Genomic DNA, 16,115 nt, shown 5'->3' with positions numbered 1-16,115 from the left:
GAGGAAAACGCCTGATCAGGGAAGCGTGAAGTCGAAGCGGTAGGTGGCCGACAGACCGACGAGAACCTGGTTGCGGCTGCCGCGTTCGCGAACGAGGCTGGAATCGGCCGCCGGGCCAAGCAGGCGCTTGTATTCGGCATAGGCGCTCGTCTCGAGCTTTTCGGTTGCCTGCCAAGTGATCGCAGCACCGACACCGGCCGAGCCGACGCCGCCATGCGGGGTATAGTTGCTGAGACCGGAGGCCGTCGCCTCGCGATCATTCACGCCGTAATAGGCCGTGTAGTAGCCGCTGCTGGCTGCCGACAGGCGCGGGCCGCCGGAAATGCGGACATTGCTGCTGACATCGGCAAAGGCGTCCGCCGCGACATCGGCAACGACGCCGTGGTGACTGCGGATACCCTGGCGGACTTCGGCGCGCACACGCAGCCAGTCGGTCGGGTAGACCTCGGCAAAGCCGCCGGCTTCACCGCCGAACTTGACCGGATCAAGTCCCTTGAGGTCGCTGGACGTGCCGGCATCGCGTTCGAAAATCAGCTTTCCGACGAGACCGGCGCGGAAGCTGCCCTGGTCGACCAGCGCATAGGACATGTTGTCGTTGCGCGAGGAGAAGCGGACCGTGCTGCCGGCCTTGCCGAGCGAGATCAGCGGGGCCGCCTGGAACATGCGCTTGGAAGCGCCTTCGTATTTCGGGCCGTAAAAGCCGGTGGCGCCGACCTTCAGGTACCAGTCACCGGACCAGAAATGTTGGCCGTCACCGGCGGAGGCGGCATTTGCCGACAGCAAAAGGGTTCCAGAAAGGAAAACAAGAGAACGGATACGCAAGAAACAACTCCGGAAGATTCATTCGCCGGGGCGAAATTGGCCGTGCCGTCGGGCCGAAGGAGGGAGTGGGCAGGAACGGCACAGGGCGAGTTATTGGCCCTTGTTCCTACGATTCCGTTAACCAGGTCAATTCAGCTTTCGTTTCCCATGAGCGCCGTAGCTGCCCGCGGTCACTGGCCGAGATAGGTCTTCAGATAGACGCTCGGCGGGCTGCCGAGCATGCGGCGGAACATCGTCGTAAAGGCCGCGACGTTCTCATAACCGGCATCGAGCGCCACATTGATGATCGGCTCGCCGTCGGCCAGAAGCGGCAGCGAGGCGAAGATGCAGGCCTGCTGGCGCCAGGTGACGAAGCTGACGCCCGTCTCGTTGCGAAACAGCCGCGTGAACGAGCGGCGGCTGAGACCCAGCCTGTCGGCCCACTGGTCGATGCTTGCGGCCGCCGACGGCGCCTGCAGGAATTGCCGGCAGAGCGCCGCAAGCTTTTCGTCGCGCGGGAACGGCAGGCCGAGTGGGCGCTCCTGCAGCCGGCCGATTTCCTCCAAAAGCAGATCAGTCACCAGTTGTTCGCGCCGCTCCGACATCGCCTCGTTCTCTACGCTGACGAGCGCATCGACGAGGCTGCCGGCCAGCGGGTTGATTTCCATGACCATCGGCCGCTCGGCGCGCAAAAGGTCCGGCGCGAAATAGATCGAGTGCATGCGCACGTCGCTGATCATCTCGGCCGAATGCTCCACGCCCGCCGGGATCAACAAAGCGTGGCCGGGCGGCACCATCCACCGCCCGCGCTCGGTGCGCATCAGCACGACGCCGCCGCGCGCCCACCACAGCTGGGTCCGGGTGTGTTTGTGAAAAGGCACGAGGAGGCCGGCATTGTAATCCCGTCCGAGCGCGAGCACCGGGGCGTTTCCCGTCTCGACCCAGTCGAGGTTCCGGAAGTGATCGTCATCGGGAAGCTGCGGCAGCGGATATCGGCGGATCGGCATTTGGCCCACTCACGAAAGAAATCGACCAGATCACAAAAGCAGGCCAACCGCAACCTCAGTAGAGATAGGCCACGCCGCACACAACCTTCGAGACGGCAAGGAATCACCCATGTCTACCGTGACTTCAACTTCCGGGTTCTCCCCGGAGAAGACGGCTTTCTCCGTCATCCTGGCAGTCAGCTTCTGCCATATGCTGAACGACATCATGCAGTCGCTGCTGACGGCACTCTATCCGCTGCTGAAGGCGAACTACTCGCTCGACTTCGTGCAGATCGGCCTCCTGACCTTTACCTTCCAGCTGACGGCATCGATGCTGCAGCCGGCCGTCGGCATCATCACCGACCGCTGGGCCCTGCCCTATTCCCTGCCGCTTGCCATGCTGTCGACCTGCAGCGGCCTGATCCTGCTCGCAAATGCGCATGATTTCTGGGTCCTTCTGGTTGCTGCCAGCCTGATCGGCGTCGGCTCGGCGATCTTCCATCCGGAGTCCTCCCGCATCGCGCGCCTCGCCTCCGGCGGCCGCCATGGCCTGGCGCAGTCGCTGTTCCAGGTGGGCGGCAATGCCGGCAGCGCCATGGGTCCGCTGCTCGCCGCCTTCATCGTCATCCCCTTCGGCCAGGGCAGCCTCAGCTGGTTCTCGATCGTCGCGATCATCGGCTTCTTCGTGCTCTCCTGGGTCAGCACCTGGTATGTCCGCCATCGCCGCACGACCATGAGCCGCGCTGCGCCGAGCCGGGCGCTGCCTCTGCCGAAGGGCCGGGTGATGTGGGCTGTTGCCGTGCTCGTGCTTTTGACGGCCACCAAGAACGTCTACATGGCGAGCATCTCCAGCTACTTCACCTTCTTCGTCATCGAGAAATTTGGTATCGACGTACAGCAGGCGCAGTTGATGCTGTTCCTGTTCCTGGGCGCTGCCGCAGCCGGGACCTTCCTCGGCGGCCCGATCGGCGACCGCTACGGCGCCCGCTTCGTCATCTGGTTCTCGATCCTCGGCGTCATCCCCTTCGCGCTGATGCTGCCCTATGCGAACCTCTTCTGGACCGGCGTGCTCTCCGTCATCATCGGCCTGATCTTCTCCTCGGCCTTCTCGGCGATCGTCGTCTTCGCCCAGGAGCTGGTTCCCGGTCGCGTCGGACTGATTGCCGGCGTCTTCTTCGGGTTCGCCTTCGGTTTCGGCGGTATGGGCGCTGCCGTACTCGGCATCTTCGCCGACCGGCAGGGCATCGAGTTCGTCTACACGATCTGCTCCTATCTGCCGCTGCTCGGCATCCTGACGATCCTCCTGCCGAAGATCCCGACGCGATAGCCGCTCCGGCAGAAAAAACAGAAAATCGGACAGGGCGCCGCCATGCGGCGCCCGGTTTTCTTCTGCTCGGCAAACGGCACGCGGCACCCCGGCCACTCGTCGCAGCCCTACGTAATCATTCATCAATTTTTGCGCGCTACGGTCGTCTGACGGGCTTGGGCAGGGGTACACAATGCAGGGGCGAACGGCGATTCCGGCCTTACTGGCGACGTTGCTCTTTGCAACGGCGGCACCGGCCGAGACCCTGAACCTGCTCATCTGGGAATCCTATATCGACCAGAAGATCCTCGACCGCTGGTCGTCGATTACAGGCGTGTCAGTGCACCAGGTCTATTACGACAGCGGCGATACCCGCGACGAGGTGCTGGCCGATCCGAACAGCCGCGTCGACCTGGTGGTGACCGGCGAAAACAGCGCCGCCCTCTTCGGTCGCAAGGGCGTTCTCGAAAAAATCGACGAGACCAACGTCGCCTCGCTCAGGGACTATGACGAGAGCTGGCGCAAGCGCTGCTCCGGCCGGGGCCTGCCCTATCTCTGGGGTACGATGGGCATTCTCTACCGTTCCGACGTCTTAGCCGAAGCGCCGACCTCCTGGCAGGATCTGATGCGCCCTGCCGCTGCGCTTGCCAAGCATGTGGCCATGTACGACGACCACAACGAGGCCTTCGTCGCCCCGTTGATGCTGCTCGGCCAATCGATCAATACCAACGACAGCAGCACGCTGAAGGCCGCCTTTACGCTGATGAAGGAACAGGCCCCTTCGGTGCTCACCTACGAATACATCATCAGCGCGATCCAGAACCCTGCAGTCAGCAAGGACATCTACATGGCGCTCGGCTACAGCGGCGACCAGCACGTGCTGAACACCAAGGCCGGCACCCCTGGCGTGTGGCGTTATGCGGTTCCGAAGGAAGGCACACTCTCCTGGCTCGACTGCATGTCCGTCGTTGCCAATTCGCAAAACAAGGATCGGGCGCTGGCGCTGCTCGACTATCTCGGTTCGCCAGGAAGTGCCGCCGCCAACGCGCTGGCGCTCAACATGCCGACGGCAAGCCGGGCGGCCCACGCACTCCTGCCGGAAGAGGTTCGCTCCGACCCGGCGATCTACCCCTCGCCCGACATTCTGGCCAAGAGCCAGTATCAACAGGAACTGTCCACAGAGTCGGTGCAACTGCGCCGGCGTATCATCAGCACATTGGCGAATTTCCAGTGAACCTCGGCAAACGCGCGCTCATCCTGATCTTTCCCGTGGTGCTTGCCGGCTATCTGCTGGCGGCGGTCTCGGTCCACGTCACGCAGAGCCGCTCCATTCGCGCGCTCGAGCATGCCAAGCTGTCGCAGCGCCTTGAACATGCGGCCGCCGTCTTCCAGAACGAGATCGGCCGCAGCAAGGGCTTTCTCAATGCGCTGCTGAACGGCAATTCGCTGCGCCAGTACGTGTCCGAAACCGATGCGAGCTACAGGGCCAATGCGCTCGGCGTCCGGCTGCAGGAGAGCGTCAAATCGCTGCTCGACGATCCGACGGGCTATGTTTCGCTCGCGCTTCTGAGTTCGGAACTCAAGTCCGAATACTATTTTGAAAACAGCTGGGATCCGTTCGCCGAGATCGACGAGGCACAGCTCAACCTCGCCCGCCGGCTGATCCGCGAAGACAAGCTCGCCGACTGGACCTATCTCTACGAAGCGGGCCAGAGACCGCGCATCGTCTATTCCTTCTTCCTCGACCCCATTGCCTTTACCCGGCCGTTGCCGAGCAAGAAATCGAACGCCCTGCTCGTCCAGGTCGCGATCCAGCCCGACCGCTTCCTCGACATGCAGCAGGCGCTGAAAAAGGAATACGGATCCGACATCGTTCTGCAGCCCTGGCCGCAGGCCATCACCGACGACCTTTCGGCAAGCGTGCATCTCGGACCTTCGCTCTATGCGACGCTCACCGTTTCGAGCGAGCATTTCGACGCGCTGATGGCGCGGCAGAAAATCCTGCTGGCGCTCGGCGCCGTCGCCATGAGCCTGTTCTCGATCTGGCTGATCATCATGTTGATCCGCCGCTTCATCACCGATCCGATCGCCACTCTCGACGCCAATGTGATGGCCGTGATGGTGGGTGCGCGCGACGAAATCCGCGATATGGAAGAAAAGGGCGAGATCGGGCGCCTCACCGAAAACATCCGCGAACTGCACCGCCAGTCGGTGCAATCGCTGAAGCTCGTGCAGCGCAGCTCCTGGACCGATACGCTGACCGGGATCAGCAACCGTGGCCACTTCAACGCACTCGCCGCCGGCGTCGTTCGCGAGGCGATCGCGGCCGGCGAGAAGTGCAGCCTGCTGTTCATCGACATCGACAACTTCAAGTTCGTCAACGACAAGCATGGTCACGAGATCGGCGACGAACTCCTGAAAACCTTGGCGGCCCGCATCGCCGAGCGGGTCGACGTGATCACCGAGCGCCGCGGCCAAAGGCCGGCGATCCTCGCGCGCCTTTCGGGCGACGAATTCGCCGTGCTGGTGCGCTCGCGCCCGGGCGACGGAACGGTCCGGGAAATCTCGGGCGCCATCCTCTCGCTGTTCGAGGACGGCTTCGAAGTCTCCGACAAGCGTTATCCGGTGACCGCAAGCATCGGCGCTGCGATCTGCCCGGATGACGCCACCAACCTCACCGAACTGATCGCGAATGCCGATGCGGCAATGTATCAGGCCAAGACCAGCGGCAAGAACCGCTCCGCCCGCTACTCGCGCGCGCTTCACGACAAGCGCACGCGGCTGCGCCAGATCCAGGACGAGCTGCGCTCGCTCGATCCGGACGAACAGTTCCACCTCGTCTACATGCCGATGGTCGATACCGAGGGCCGGGTCACCGGCTGCGAGGCGCTGCTGCGCTGGTACTCGCCGGTGCTCGGCAATGTCACCCCGGATGAATTCGTGCCGATCGCCGAAAGCTCAGGGCTCTTCACCAAGATCGACTGGTGGGTGATCAACAAGGCGATGTCCGACTGCGGCCAGTTGAAGGCCCTGTTCGGCCCCGAAACAGTGCTCGCCATCAACATTTCCTCGGCCGAACTGCATTCCAAGGCGATCGCCGACCACTTCGCCGACTGCCTGGAACGGCATGGGCTGGAGGCACGCTCGATCGAGATCGAGCTTACCGAAACCTTCGCCGTCAAGTTCAGCGACCAGCTTCGCCGCAACATCGATGCGCTCCGCCAGAACGGCTTCCGGCTTTCGATCGACGATTTCGGCGCCGGCTACACGTCCGTGCAGCAGATCATCGAATACACCGCCGATACCATCAAGCTCGACCGGGCGCTGGTGTCGAACCTCACCGCGTCGCATTCCCTGCCGGTATTGAAGGCGCTGATCGCGCTCTGCCACGCCAAGGACGTCGCGGTCGTCGGCGAAGGCATCGACACGCCGGAGAAACTCTCCATGCTGACGGCTGCCGGCTGCGACCTGTTCCAGGGCTACCTCATCAGCAAGCCGCTGCCGATCGAGGATCTGGCGATCTGGGCGCTGACACGCACCGCGCGTTATGCGCACGACGAAGCGCTGGACGAGCAACAGAGCCGCCAGGCCATCGCCTGAGATGGTGGCGATTGCGAGAATCGCCGCCCGAACTCCCGTTTTCCCTTGACCTTGCCGCCCTGCCGTCCTAACCGCAGCGCAACATTTTTCGGGATATCGGGGGCTGCAATGAAGGTTCTTCTGATCGGATCGGGTGGGCGCGAACACGCCCTTGCATGGAAGATCGCGCAGTCGCCGAAACTGACGAAGCTTTATGCCGCACCGGGCAATCCCGGCATCGCCGAAGAAGCGGAAATCATCGCGCTCGACACGGACGACCATGCAGCGGTCGCCGACTTCTGCCGCAAGGAGGCGATCGATTTCGTCGTGGTCGGACCTGAGGGTCCACTGGTCGCCGGTATCGCCGACGTGCTGCGCGCAGCCGATATCGCCGTCTTCGGCCCCTCTGCCTCCGCCGCCCAGCTTGAAGGCTCCAAGGGCTTCACCAAGGATCTCTGCGCCCGCTACGATATTCCGACCGGCGCCTATGGCCGCTTCACCGATGCGGAGAGCGCCAAGATCTATGTGCGTGAACAGGGCGCACCGATCGTCATCAAGGCCGATGGTCTCGCCGCCGGCAAGGGTGTCACCGTCGCTATGACGCTCGACGAGGCGCTCGCCGCCGTCGACGACTGTTTCGCCGGCGCCTTTGGCGCCGCCGGCGCCGAAGTGGTCGTAGAAGCCTATCTCGATGGCGAGGAGGCAAGCTTCTTCTGCCTCTCAGACGGCAAAACGGCGCTGGCGCTCGCGTCGGCCCAGGACCACAAGCGCGTCGGCGACGGCGATACCGGACCGAACACCGGCGGCATGGGCGCCTACTCGCCGGCCCCGGTCATGACGTCAGAGATGATCGAGCGCACGATGAAGGAAATCATCGAGCCGACGATGCGCGGCATGGCGGAAAGCGGCCATCCCTTCTCCGGCGTGTTCTTTGCCGGGCTGATGATCACCGCCAAAGGACCGGAACTCATCGAATACAACGTCCGCTTCGGCGACCCGGAATGCCAGGTGCTGATGATGCGCATGAAGAGCGATCTTCTGCCGCTTCTCTATGCCGCGGCGACCGGCACGCTCGCCGGCATGACTGTGGAATGGCGCGACGAGACGGCGCTGACCGTCGTGATGGCCTCCAAGGGCTATCCGGGCAGCTACGCGAAGAACACGCCGATTGACGCCCTCCCCGCAGCATCCGACACCACCAAGGTGTTCCACGCCGGCACAGCGATGAAGGACGGAGGCCTGGTCGCAACCGGTGGCCGTGTGCTCAACATCACGGCGACAGGGGCAAGTGCCGGCACGGCCAAGGACAGGGCCTACGCGGCGCTGTCGGCCGTTTCCTGGGACAACGGCTTCTACCGGCACGATATCGGCTGGCGCGCGGTTGCGCGCGAGAAGGCCTGACTGGAAACCGGTCAATTCGCGGATCATTCTATTTTTACCAATTCTCCTGACGGGAAAGTAAGGGAGCGTGCATATTCTCGCCGGTACCGATCCGGGAGAAAAACGATGCGCCTGTTGCTGATCACCACCGTCCTTGGGCTTGCTGCTGGCAACGCCGCGGCGTCGTCGATCGAAGCGATCGCCTCCGGCACGACCGACAATGCCAGCGTCTCCACGGTTTCCTGCGCCGATTGCCCGCCGTTGCAGTCGCGGAAGAAGGTCACCTACGTCGTCCCGACGATCGCGGCGGGCGACGAGACGATCGAGCTCAAGAAAATCAACGGCGAGATGAAGATGGTGCGCACCGAGGCCTGGCTCGGCGGATCGCCGGTGGTGTTCGTCAGCAAGCCGTCCCACGAGATGATCAAGACGGCCGCGGCCGAAACCGACGATGCTGCAACGGTGACCGTCTCGAACATCGCAAACGACCAGAACCCGCAGGCTTCCAGGCCGGAGTTTCTTTCCATCGATCAGACCGCAAAGACCGCCGCGGTGACCCCGATCGGCGCGTCCATGGTGGCTGTGCCCGTGGCCGACGAGAGCTCACAGGATTTTGATCCGTCCACCCTCGAACTTCGGCTAGACTGATCACCTATCGGGAAAGTTCCCTGCCCCGCTCAGCCGTCCCCTGCATTTAAAGGCTGACGGGCGTATCGCTGTAAGAGCGAGAGATTGCGCCCCTGAGAGAAGCGGGGGCGCAATCTTTTTATTGCGAGCCTTCCAATTCATCGATCCGCGTGACCAGCGCCTCTATCTGTCTGTCAGAATAGACTTCGACGCCGTTGGCGAGGAGCAAGGCGGCCGTTACGCCTTCACCCGGATGGCGCGCGCCGGAAAAGCTCCCGTCATAGACGAAACCCGACCCGCAGGACGGGCTGCCATCGATCAGGAGCGCGAAGCGACAGTCGGCTTGCCTGGCAAGCGAAAGAGCGTTTTCGGCAGCCTGTATGAACCCCTCGGTGACGTCGCCGCCGTCTATCTCCACCACCCTCGCCTTGCCGGCGAGCACGTCCTTGCCGACAGCGCCGGCGGCGATCTCGGCCGGCGGACGCGGCACCGGCATGCCGGCCGACATTTCCGGACAGATGGTCACGAGACGGCCTTCCGCGCGCCAGCGGTCTATCGCCGGGTGCAGGAGCGGCTTCGACTGGCCGTCGTAGCGGACGGCATGGCCCATGAGGCAGGCGCTGACGAGAATTTTTGCGGGCATGCCTTTCTCTACTCCGGCGCCCTGCCGGTCAGCAAGCGCGATCGCAGTGCCCGGACAAGGGATCAGATCCAGCGGTCGTTTTGCGCGGTGCGTTCGCCACCCTCATGCCCGGTGTTGAGCGTGCCGCGCGGCTCGATCAAGAGCATCTTCACCTCGTGCTCCGCATAGGGCTTGTGTTCGACGCCCTTCGGCACGACGTACATTTCGCCGGGACCGAGCGTCACGGACCCGTCGCGAAAATCGATCCGCAGCGTGCCCTCGATGACGATGAAGGCCTCGTCGGTATCCTTGTGATCGTGCCAGATGAAGTCGCCCTCGATGCGCACGATCTTGAACTGGTAGTCGTTGAGTTCGGCAAGAACGCGCGGTTGCCATTGATCGCTGAAGAGCGAGAGTTTTTCGGCAAAATTGATCGGCTTGTAGGCCTTTGTCGCGATAGTCATCGGCTGTCTCCATCTTGCGTGATGGAGACAGCATATAGGTCGCCGGGCAGCGAGCCGCTTGAACGTTTGTGCGCGGGTGTGAGGCCGCCGGTCTCCCGGCGGCGACCCGGCCTTAGCCGACGATCTTCGAGAAGTCCGCGACCGTGCCGGTGGCCGAGCGGATCAGGCCGAGCAGCGCCAGACGGTTCGCACGGATTGCCGCATCATCGTCATTGACGAGTACGTCGTTGAAGAACTGGTCGACCGGTTCGCGCAGCTTGGCCAGCGCTTCCATGGCCGAACGGAAGTCTTCCTTGGCGATCGCATCGCGTGCTTCAGCCGAAGCAATTTCGACAGCCTGGTGCAGCGCCTTCTCGGCGTCGAGACGGAAGAGGCCGGCATCGACGGCGTCGGCGACGGCGGTGCCCTTCTTCTCTTCGGCTGCGAGGATCTGGGTGGCGCGCTTGGTGCCGGCCAAGAGGTTGCGGCCTTCCTCGTCGGTGATGAAGGCGGTCAGCGCTTCCACGCGGCGGGCGATCATCAGCAGGTCGTCGGCTTCCGGCGTCAGCACGGCGTCGATCAGGTCGTGACGGGCGCCGAGGTCGCGCAGATAGACCTTGAGGCGATCATGGAAGAAGGAGAGCAGATCGGCCGAAATGTCGTCCGCAAGCGCCGGCTTCTGCGCGCGCAGGGCGACGAGTGCCGTTTCGAATACAGGCAACAGCGCCAGGCGCGCCTTGCCTTCCAGGATCAGGCGGATCACGCCGAGTGCGGCGCGGCGCAGCGCAAAGGGGTCTTTCGAACCGGTGGGCTTTTCGTCGATCGCCCAGAAGCCGACGAGCGTGTCGAGCTTGTCGGCAAGCGCAACGGTCACTGCCACCGGATCGGTAGGCGCACGGTCAGAGGGACCATTCGGCTTCCAGTGGTCCTCGATCGCCGTGGCGACAGATCCGTTCTCGCCCTGAAGCAGGGCGTACTTGTGCCCCATGATGCCCTGAAGCTCAGGGAATTCGCCGACGGCTTCAGTGCGCAGATCGGCTTTGGCCAGCACGACGGCGCGGTCGACGAGCTTGGCGTCGGCGCCGGTGACCTTGGCAAGTTCACCAGCAAGCGCGCGGATACGGGCGACGCGTTCGCCCTGGGTGCCGAGCTTGGCATGGAAGGTAACGTTCAGCGCATCGAGCTTGGCCATGCGCTGATCGAGCGGCTTGCCGAGGTCCAGATTGAACTTCTTGGCGGATGCTTCCAGCGTTTCGAGGTCCGGCAAGTTGCCCTGGTCGCGGTGCCAGAAATGCGCTGCGTCCGAAAGACGGGCGCGCACGACCTTGCCGTTGCCATGCACGATCTCCTTGCCGCCGTCCTTCGCCTCGATGTTCGAGACCAGGATGAACTTGTTGGAGAGCGTGTCGGCGCCCGGCGCGCGGGTGACGAAGCACTTCTGGTTGGTCTTGATCGTCAGTCGGATGATTTCCGAGGGGATTTCGAGATAGGCTTCCTCGAAGCTGCCCATCAGCACCTGCGGCCACTCGACGAGGCCGGAGACTTCTTCGAGCAGGCCTTCGTCTTCGACGAGCTCGAGGCCGTTGGCGAAGGCGACATTGCGGGCGTCGGCCAGGATCATTTCCTTGCGGCGCTCGCCATCGAGAACGACCTTCGCCTTCTCCAGCTTCTCGGCATAGTCGGCAAAGCGGCGAACCGTGATCGCTTCCGGTGCATGGAAGCGGTGACCATAGGTGACGTTCGAGGCGACGATGCCGTCGACTTCAAACGGGATCACATGGGTTTCCTCGGTTTCCGACCCGAAGGTGCAGACGATCGACTGCAGCGGGCGGACCCAGCGCAGTGCGCCGGGCCTGGCCGATGCCACGCCGGAACGCATCGGCTTCGGCCAGGGGAAATTGCGGATGATATCCGGCATCGCCTCGGCGATGATCTCTTCGGCGGGACGGCCCGGCTTGACGATATGGGCGACGTAGAAGTCGCCCTTCTTCGGGTCGCTATGGACGTGCGCCTCGCTGATCGAGGAAAGGCCGGCGCCGCGCAGGAAGCCTTCGATCGCCTTCTCGTTGGCGTCGGTGCGCGGACCCTTGCGCTCTTCGCGAACATCGGCGGAACGGGCGTTGAGGCCGCGGATGTCAAGCGTCAGCCGGCGCGGTGTCCAGTACTCGCGCGCACCCTCATAGGTCAGGCCCGCTTCGACCAGGGCATCGGTCAGCAGCTTCTTGAGGTCGCCGGCCGCCTTGCGCTGCAGGCGGGCAGGAATTTCCTCGGAGCGGAGTTCGATAAGAAGATCGGGCATGGGAGTGACTTTTTCTGTTCCTGACGGTTGCGGCGGACTTAGCAATCTCTGGCAAGATTGTCACCAAGCGCCGCGATGAATTTGGTTTTCCAAGGGCAAGTGCGAGGCGGATTTACCAGCCGCCGCCACCACCGCCACCACCGCCGCCGCCGGAGAAGCCGCCGCCGGAAGAAAAGCCCGACGATGACGATTTGGGTGGGGGCGGCAGCGACGACGTCATCGTGTCGGCCATGGATCCGGCAAAACCGCCGATGCGATCGCCGAAGGTGCTCGAGCCGAAGCCGTCACCGTGATACCAGCCCGGCTGATAGGCAGCGGCCGCAGCCGCCCCAGCCGCCGCGGCAAGCAGCCAACGATCGAAGGTCTCGGTCCAGGGCTTCTCGACGCCAAGCGCCACGGCGTAAGGGAGCAGCGTCTCGAAATGCCGGGGCGACATTTCGGGCGCGCCTTGCATGTTCATCCGGTCTTTCTCGGCGAGCGTCATGTATTGCCTGAGCCCGTCGATGCCATCCATCATCCGCGTTCCGAGCGGCGTCGGCGCACCCATCAGGAAGAAGAACAGCACGTTGACGAGCACGATCGCACCGATCACGAAGAGCAGCGGCAGTTCGTCGGTTTCGGCTGCCGAATAGAAGACGGCCGCAAGGATGGTCGAGAAGATGGTGAAGGCGACGAAGCCGATGAAGGCGACCACGACGATCGACATGATCCGGCTCATCAGGCTCCTTTCGCGGCGAAGCGACTTGCCGAAGGAGACTGCGAGGATCGAGACGAAGAAGGCGATGAAAACAGGAACGATCACCAGCGGCAGGCTGTCCTCGCTGAGATCCCCGAACAGGAACACGGCCGCAACCGCCAACACCGAAAGGATGACACCGGCGACGATGTAACCGCTGTTGGCGTGGTAGTACTTGCCGCGATGCTCGCGCTCCATGGCGTTGCGGAAATCAGCGCCGGTCGCCTGCACCCGTGTGCCATGGGCGCGGTCGATGGTGAGCTTGCCGCCAGCGGCATTGACCGCCTTCATCACGGCCGCCTCGCCGGTCGGCAGCTTTTCGTCGGGTTTCTTGCCGGTGGCGGCAATGACGATGGCGTTCTTCAGGTCTTCGAGAACCACGTGGCCCTTGACCGCGAGATTGAGTGCTGCCGCCGACAACGCGGTCCAGCCCTCACCGGAAAAGCCCCTGTTGTCGATGTAATTGACGAGCGCCGGTGAGATGCCCTCCGGCGGATCCCAGCGCGGCACCATGACGCCGCGGTCCGGGTCACGCCCGGCCCTGAGCCAGGCCTGGCTATAGTAAAGCAGGACGACGGCAAGGCCGGCACCGGCGATGACGAGCGCCAGATGGTCGTGCAGCCACCAGGCATTTTCCTGGCTGGAGGTGGGCCTGTCGATGCTGCCCTTCGGCATCTTGATGGCGATCGTCAGCCCTTCGCGCGGGTCGAGACGTCGGGTGGTGGCAAAGAAGATTTCGCTGCCGTCCCTGGATGCGCGCGCATCCTTGCCGGTCGCGCCATAGCCGCCAGTGAAGTAATCGAGCGCTTCGGCCCTTACGCCTTCCGGCAGCGTCACGGTCGCACTCGCCTCGTCGATCGGGAAATCCCACTCCGTACCGGTGACGTTCCAGTAGAGTTCGTCGTGATCGTCAAAGAAGCGGATCTGCCGGCCAGTCTCGTAGGTGAACTGGAAGGTATGCTCGCCCCGCTCCAGAAAGACCTCGGCCGAACCGGTGTAGATGCGGATGCCGCCGTTGATCGTCTCGGTGCGATAGGGCTCCTCCTCACCGTCACGCTCGACCGAGAGCAGCTTGAAATCGACCTTGCTGCGCTTGCCCTTCGCGTCGGTGAAGGTCAAAGGCATATCGCGATAGATGCCGCGGCGGATCTTGTTGCCCTCGACCGTCGCCGTGATCGTCTCGGTCACCGTCATCGTGCCGTCCTTTGCGACATCGATGACGGAGCGATAGGCGGAGAAGACCTCCTCCGCCCGACCGACGCCTGCCGTTGCCAGCAAAAACACCAGAACGGCAAATGCGGCAGCGAAACGGACCATGCGGATCAAGCTTTCTTCCGGTTGAGGTTCAAGACACGAGACCGGTTCTTATGGGTGAGAACAGGATGCGCGCGGAAACCGCAGACACGGCCGCACATCCCGCCCGGTATCAAGGCCGGTCGCCGGTAAATTCGACGCCGAGCGAAGCGAGCGCATCCCAATAGGCCGGGTAGGTTTTGGCAACGCAGCCGGGATCTTCGATGGCGATGCCGTGGATCTTCAGGCCGGCAAGCGCGAAGCTCATGGCGATGCGATGGTCGGCGAAGGTGTCGATCGAGGCGGGCAAGGTCTGGCCGGCAAGCGTGGGATCGGAAGAGACGATCAGGTCGTCGCCTTCCTCATGCGCCAGATCCGGCCGGATCGCTGTCAGACCGAGCGACAGCGCGCGCACGCGGTCGCATTCCTTGACGCGCAGGTTGGCGAGACCGACGAAGCGCACCGGCGTCTTGTTGAAGGCGGCAAGCACGGCGATCGTCGGGATCGCGTCCTGCATCTGCGAGCCGTCGATAACGGCGGGCAGGTTCGGGAAGCTCGCGATCACCGCATGGGCGCGGGCATCCGGCTGCGAGAAGGCGTCCGCTGGAACGCCGATATCGATGGCGCCGCCGGTCAGGACTTCCGCAGCCCAGAGATAGGTCGCCGCCGAAGCATCCGGCTCGATGACATAGTCGGCTGCCTTGTAGCCGGTCGGCGCGACCTGCCAGACGGAGGGGCTCAGCTGCTCGACTTCGGCGCCGAAGGCACGCATGGCGGCAACCGTTAGGTCGATGTAACCGCGCGCGCCGATCTCGTCGCCGGCAAGCTCGATGCTGACAGGACCCTTGGCGCCGGGGGCCGCCATCAGCAGGGCCGAGACATACTGGCTCGACAGGCCGGCATCGATGACGACGCGACCGGCCGGGAAGCCGCCGGTGCCTTTGACGGTGACCGGCGGGCAGCCGGTTTCGGAGGTGACTTCGACGCCGAGCGTTCCGAGTGCCTCGACCAAGGGCTTGATCGGCCGCTTGCGCATGTGCTGGTCGCCATCGACCACGACCGTGCCATCGACGAGCGCGGCAGCAGCCGTCAGGAAGCGTGTCGCCGTTCCGGCATTGCCGAGGAACAAGGGAGCTGCCGGCGGGAGCAACTTGCCCGTGCTGGTGACGACGAAGGTCGTTTCATCCGGCTCGCTGACCTCGACGCCCATCGCGCGCAAGGCTTCCGCCATGTAGCGGGTGTCGTCGCTCTTCAAGGCACCCGTCAGCCGGCTCGTGCCCTTGGCAAGGCCGGCCAGAAGCAGCGCCCGGTTGGTGATCGACTTCGAGCCCGGCGGGCGCACATGACCGCGGAGCGGGTGGTCGGTCGGCAGGATGGTCAGTTTTTTCATGCTATCGGAGGTCATCGAATAGGTCTCTTGATGCGAATGGCGCCGCGGCGGGATCCCGCGGCGAGGAATGTTCGGGAGGCGTGCCGGTCAGAACTTGACCTGCGGCACCGCGCGGTCGGCTTCGTTGGTGATCTCGAAATAGCCGGCTTTGACAAAGCGGAAGGCGTTGGCGATCAGGTTGGACGGGAAGCTCTCGACCTTGACGTTCAAGTCACGGGCCGCACCGTTGTAATAGCGGCGCGACATCTGGATTTCGCCCTCGATCGTTTCCAGCGAGCGCTGCAGCTCGGCGAAATTCTCGTTGGCCTTGAGGTCCGGATAAGCTTCCGCCAGCGCAAAGAGCTTGCCGAGCGCCTGGGAGAGCGCGCCTTCCGCCTGGGCCCGCCCCTCGACGTCGCCGGCTGGCACCGCCTGTGCGCGGTTGCGCATGGCGATCACCTCTTCGAACGTCGACTTCTCGTGTGCGGCGTAGCCCTTCACGGTTTCGATCAGGTTCGGGATCAGATCGGCGCGGCGCTTCAACTGCACATCGATACCGGACCACGCCTCCTCGGCGATCTGCCGCGCCTTGACGAGACCGTTATAGACGAAAACCAGATACAGAATCACGACGACGGCGATTGCCAGACCGATCATAGGGCACCCTCCAAAAA

13 protein-coding genes are annotated in these 16,115 nt (G+C 63.6%); 5 read left to right on the top strand and 8 right to left on the bottom strand.

Features of this window, described 5'->3' with window-relative positions; all coding sequences use genetic code 11:
• Positions 1-15: 15 nt before the first annotated feature.
• On the bottom strand, positions 16-822 hold the full coding sequence (locus tag IB277_RS01585; RefSeq protein ID WP_051659573.1) for a MipA/OmpV family protein: 807 nt from the start codon (positions 820-822) through the stop codon (positions 16-18).
• Between the two features lie 170 nt (positions 823-992).
• Positions 993-1,808 (bottom strand): helix-turn-helix domain-containing protein, encoded by an 816-nt coding sequence (locus IB277_RS01580; RefSeq protein WP_034801113.1) that lies wholly within the window; start codon positions 1,806-1,808, stop codon positions 993-995.
• Between the two features lie 109 nt (positions 1,809-1,917).
• Between IB277_RS01580 and IB277_RS01575 the strand changes: the two genes are divergently transcribed.
• From IB277_RS01575 to IB277_RS01555, 5 genes are all read left to right on the top strand, one after another.
• A complete protein-coding gene (locus IB277_RS01575; RefSeq protein WP_192370700.1) occupies positions 1,918-3,114 on the top strand; it encodes an MFS transporter in 1,197 nt (398 codons plus the stop codon).
• A 172-nt stretch (positions 3,115-3,286) separates the two neighbouring features.
• Positions 3,287-4,327, top strand: coding sequence for a PotD/PotF family extracellular solute-binding protein (locus IB277_RS01570; protein WP_090294839.1), 1,041 nt, complete (start codon positions 3,287-3,289; stop codon positions 4,325-4,327).
• Positions 4,324-6,693 (top strand): bifunctional diguanylate cyclase/phosphodiesterase, encoded by a 2,370-nt coding sequence (locus tag IB277_RS01565; protein WP_060584114.1) that lies wholly within the window; start codon positions 4,324-4,326, stop codon positions 6,691-6,693. Before IB277_RS01570 ends, IB277_RS01565 begins: the two co-directional genes overlap by 4 nt.
• A 108-nt stretch (positions 6,694-6,801) precedes the next feature.
• Complete coding sequence (gene purD, locus IB277_RS01560; protein ID WP_090294841.1) at positions 6,802-8,073, top strand: phosphoribosylamine--glycine ligase; 1,272 nt, start codon at positions 6,802-6,804, stop codon at positions 8,071-8,073.
• A gap of 105 nt (positions 8,074-8,178) precedes the next feature.
• On the top strand, positions 8,179-8,700 hold the full coding sequence (locus IB277_RS01555) for a plant virulence effector HPE1-like domain-containing protein (RefSeq protein ID WP_089044748.1): 522 nt from the start codon (positions 8,179-8,181) through the stop codon (positions 8,698-8,700).
• Between the two features lie 118 nt (positions 8,701-8,818).
• Here the strand turns inward: IB277_RS01555 and IB277_RS01550 are convergent, their stop codons facing one another.
• From IB277_RS01550 to IB277_RS01525, 6 genes are all read right to left on the bottom strand, one after another.
• Positions 8,819-9,322, bottom strand: coding sequence for a DUF523 domain-containing protein (locus tag IB277_RS01550; protein WP_110818497.1), 504 nt, complete (start codon positions 9,320-9,322; stop codon positions 8,819-8,821).
• Between the two features lie 62 nt (positions 9,323-9,384).
• A complete protein-coding gene (locus IB277_RS01545) occupies positions 9,385-9,765 on the bottom strand; it encodes a cupin domain-containing protein (RefSeq protein ID WP_090294844.1) in 381 nt (126 codons plus the stop codon).
• A 112-nt stretch (positions 9,766-9,877) separates the two neighbouring features.
• Positions 9,878-12,043, bottom strand: a complete 2,166-nt coding sequence (gene glyS, locus IB277_RS01540; protein WP_060516363.1) for a glycine--tRNA ligase subunit beta — start codon at positions 12,041-12,043, stop codon at positions 9,878-9,880.
• Between the two features lie 112 nt (positions 12,044-12,155).
• Positions 12,156-14,096, bottom strand: a complete 1,941-nt coding sequence (locus IB277_RS01535) for a DUF2207 domain-containing protein (protein WP_089044745.1) — start codon at positions 14,094-14,096, stop codon at positions 12,156-12,158.
• Between the two features lie 109 nt (positions 14,097-14,205).
• Positions 14,206-15,477 (bottom strand): 3-phosphoshikimate 1-carboxyvinyltransferase, encoded by a 1,272-nt coding sequence (locus tag IB277_RS01530; RefSeq protein WP_090294845.1) that lies wholly within the window; start codon positions 15,475-15,477, stop codon positions 14,206-14,208.
• A gap of 72 nt (positions 15,478-15,549) precedes the next feature.
• Positions 15,550-16,098 (bottom strand): LemA family protein, encoded by a 549-nt coding sequence (locus tag IB277_RS01525; protein ID WP_034801085.1) that lies wholly within the window; start codon positions 16,096-16,098, stop codon positions 15,550-15,552.
• Positions 16,099-16,115: the final 17 nt, after the last annotated feature.

It is taken from the genome of Ensifer sp. ENS07, from assembly GCF_014852185.1.
Taxonomy (GTDB): Bacteria; Pseudomonadota; Alphaproteobacteria; order Rhizobiales; family Rhizobiaceae; genus Ensifer; species Ensifer adhaerens.
This window is presented reverse-complemented; position numbering and strand designations above follow the sequence as displayed.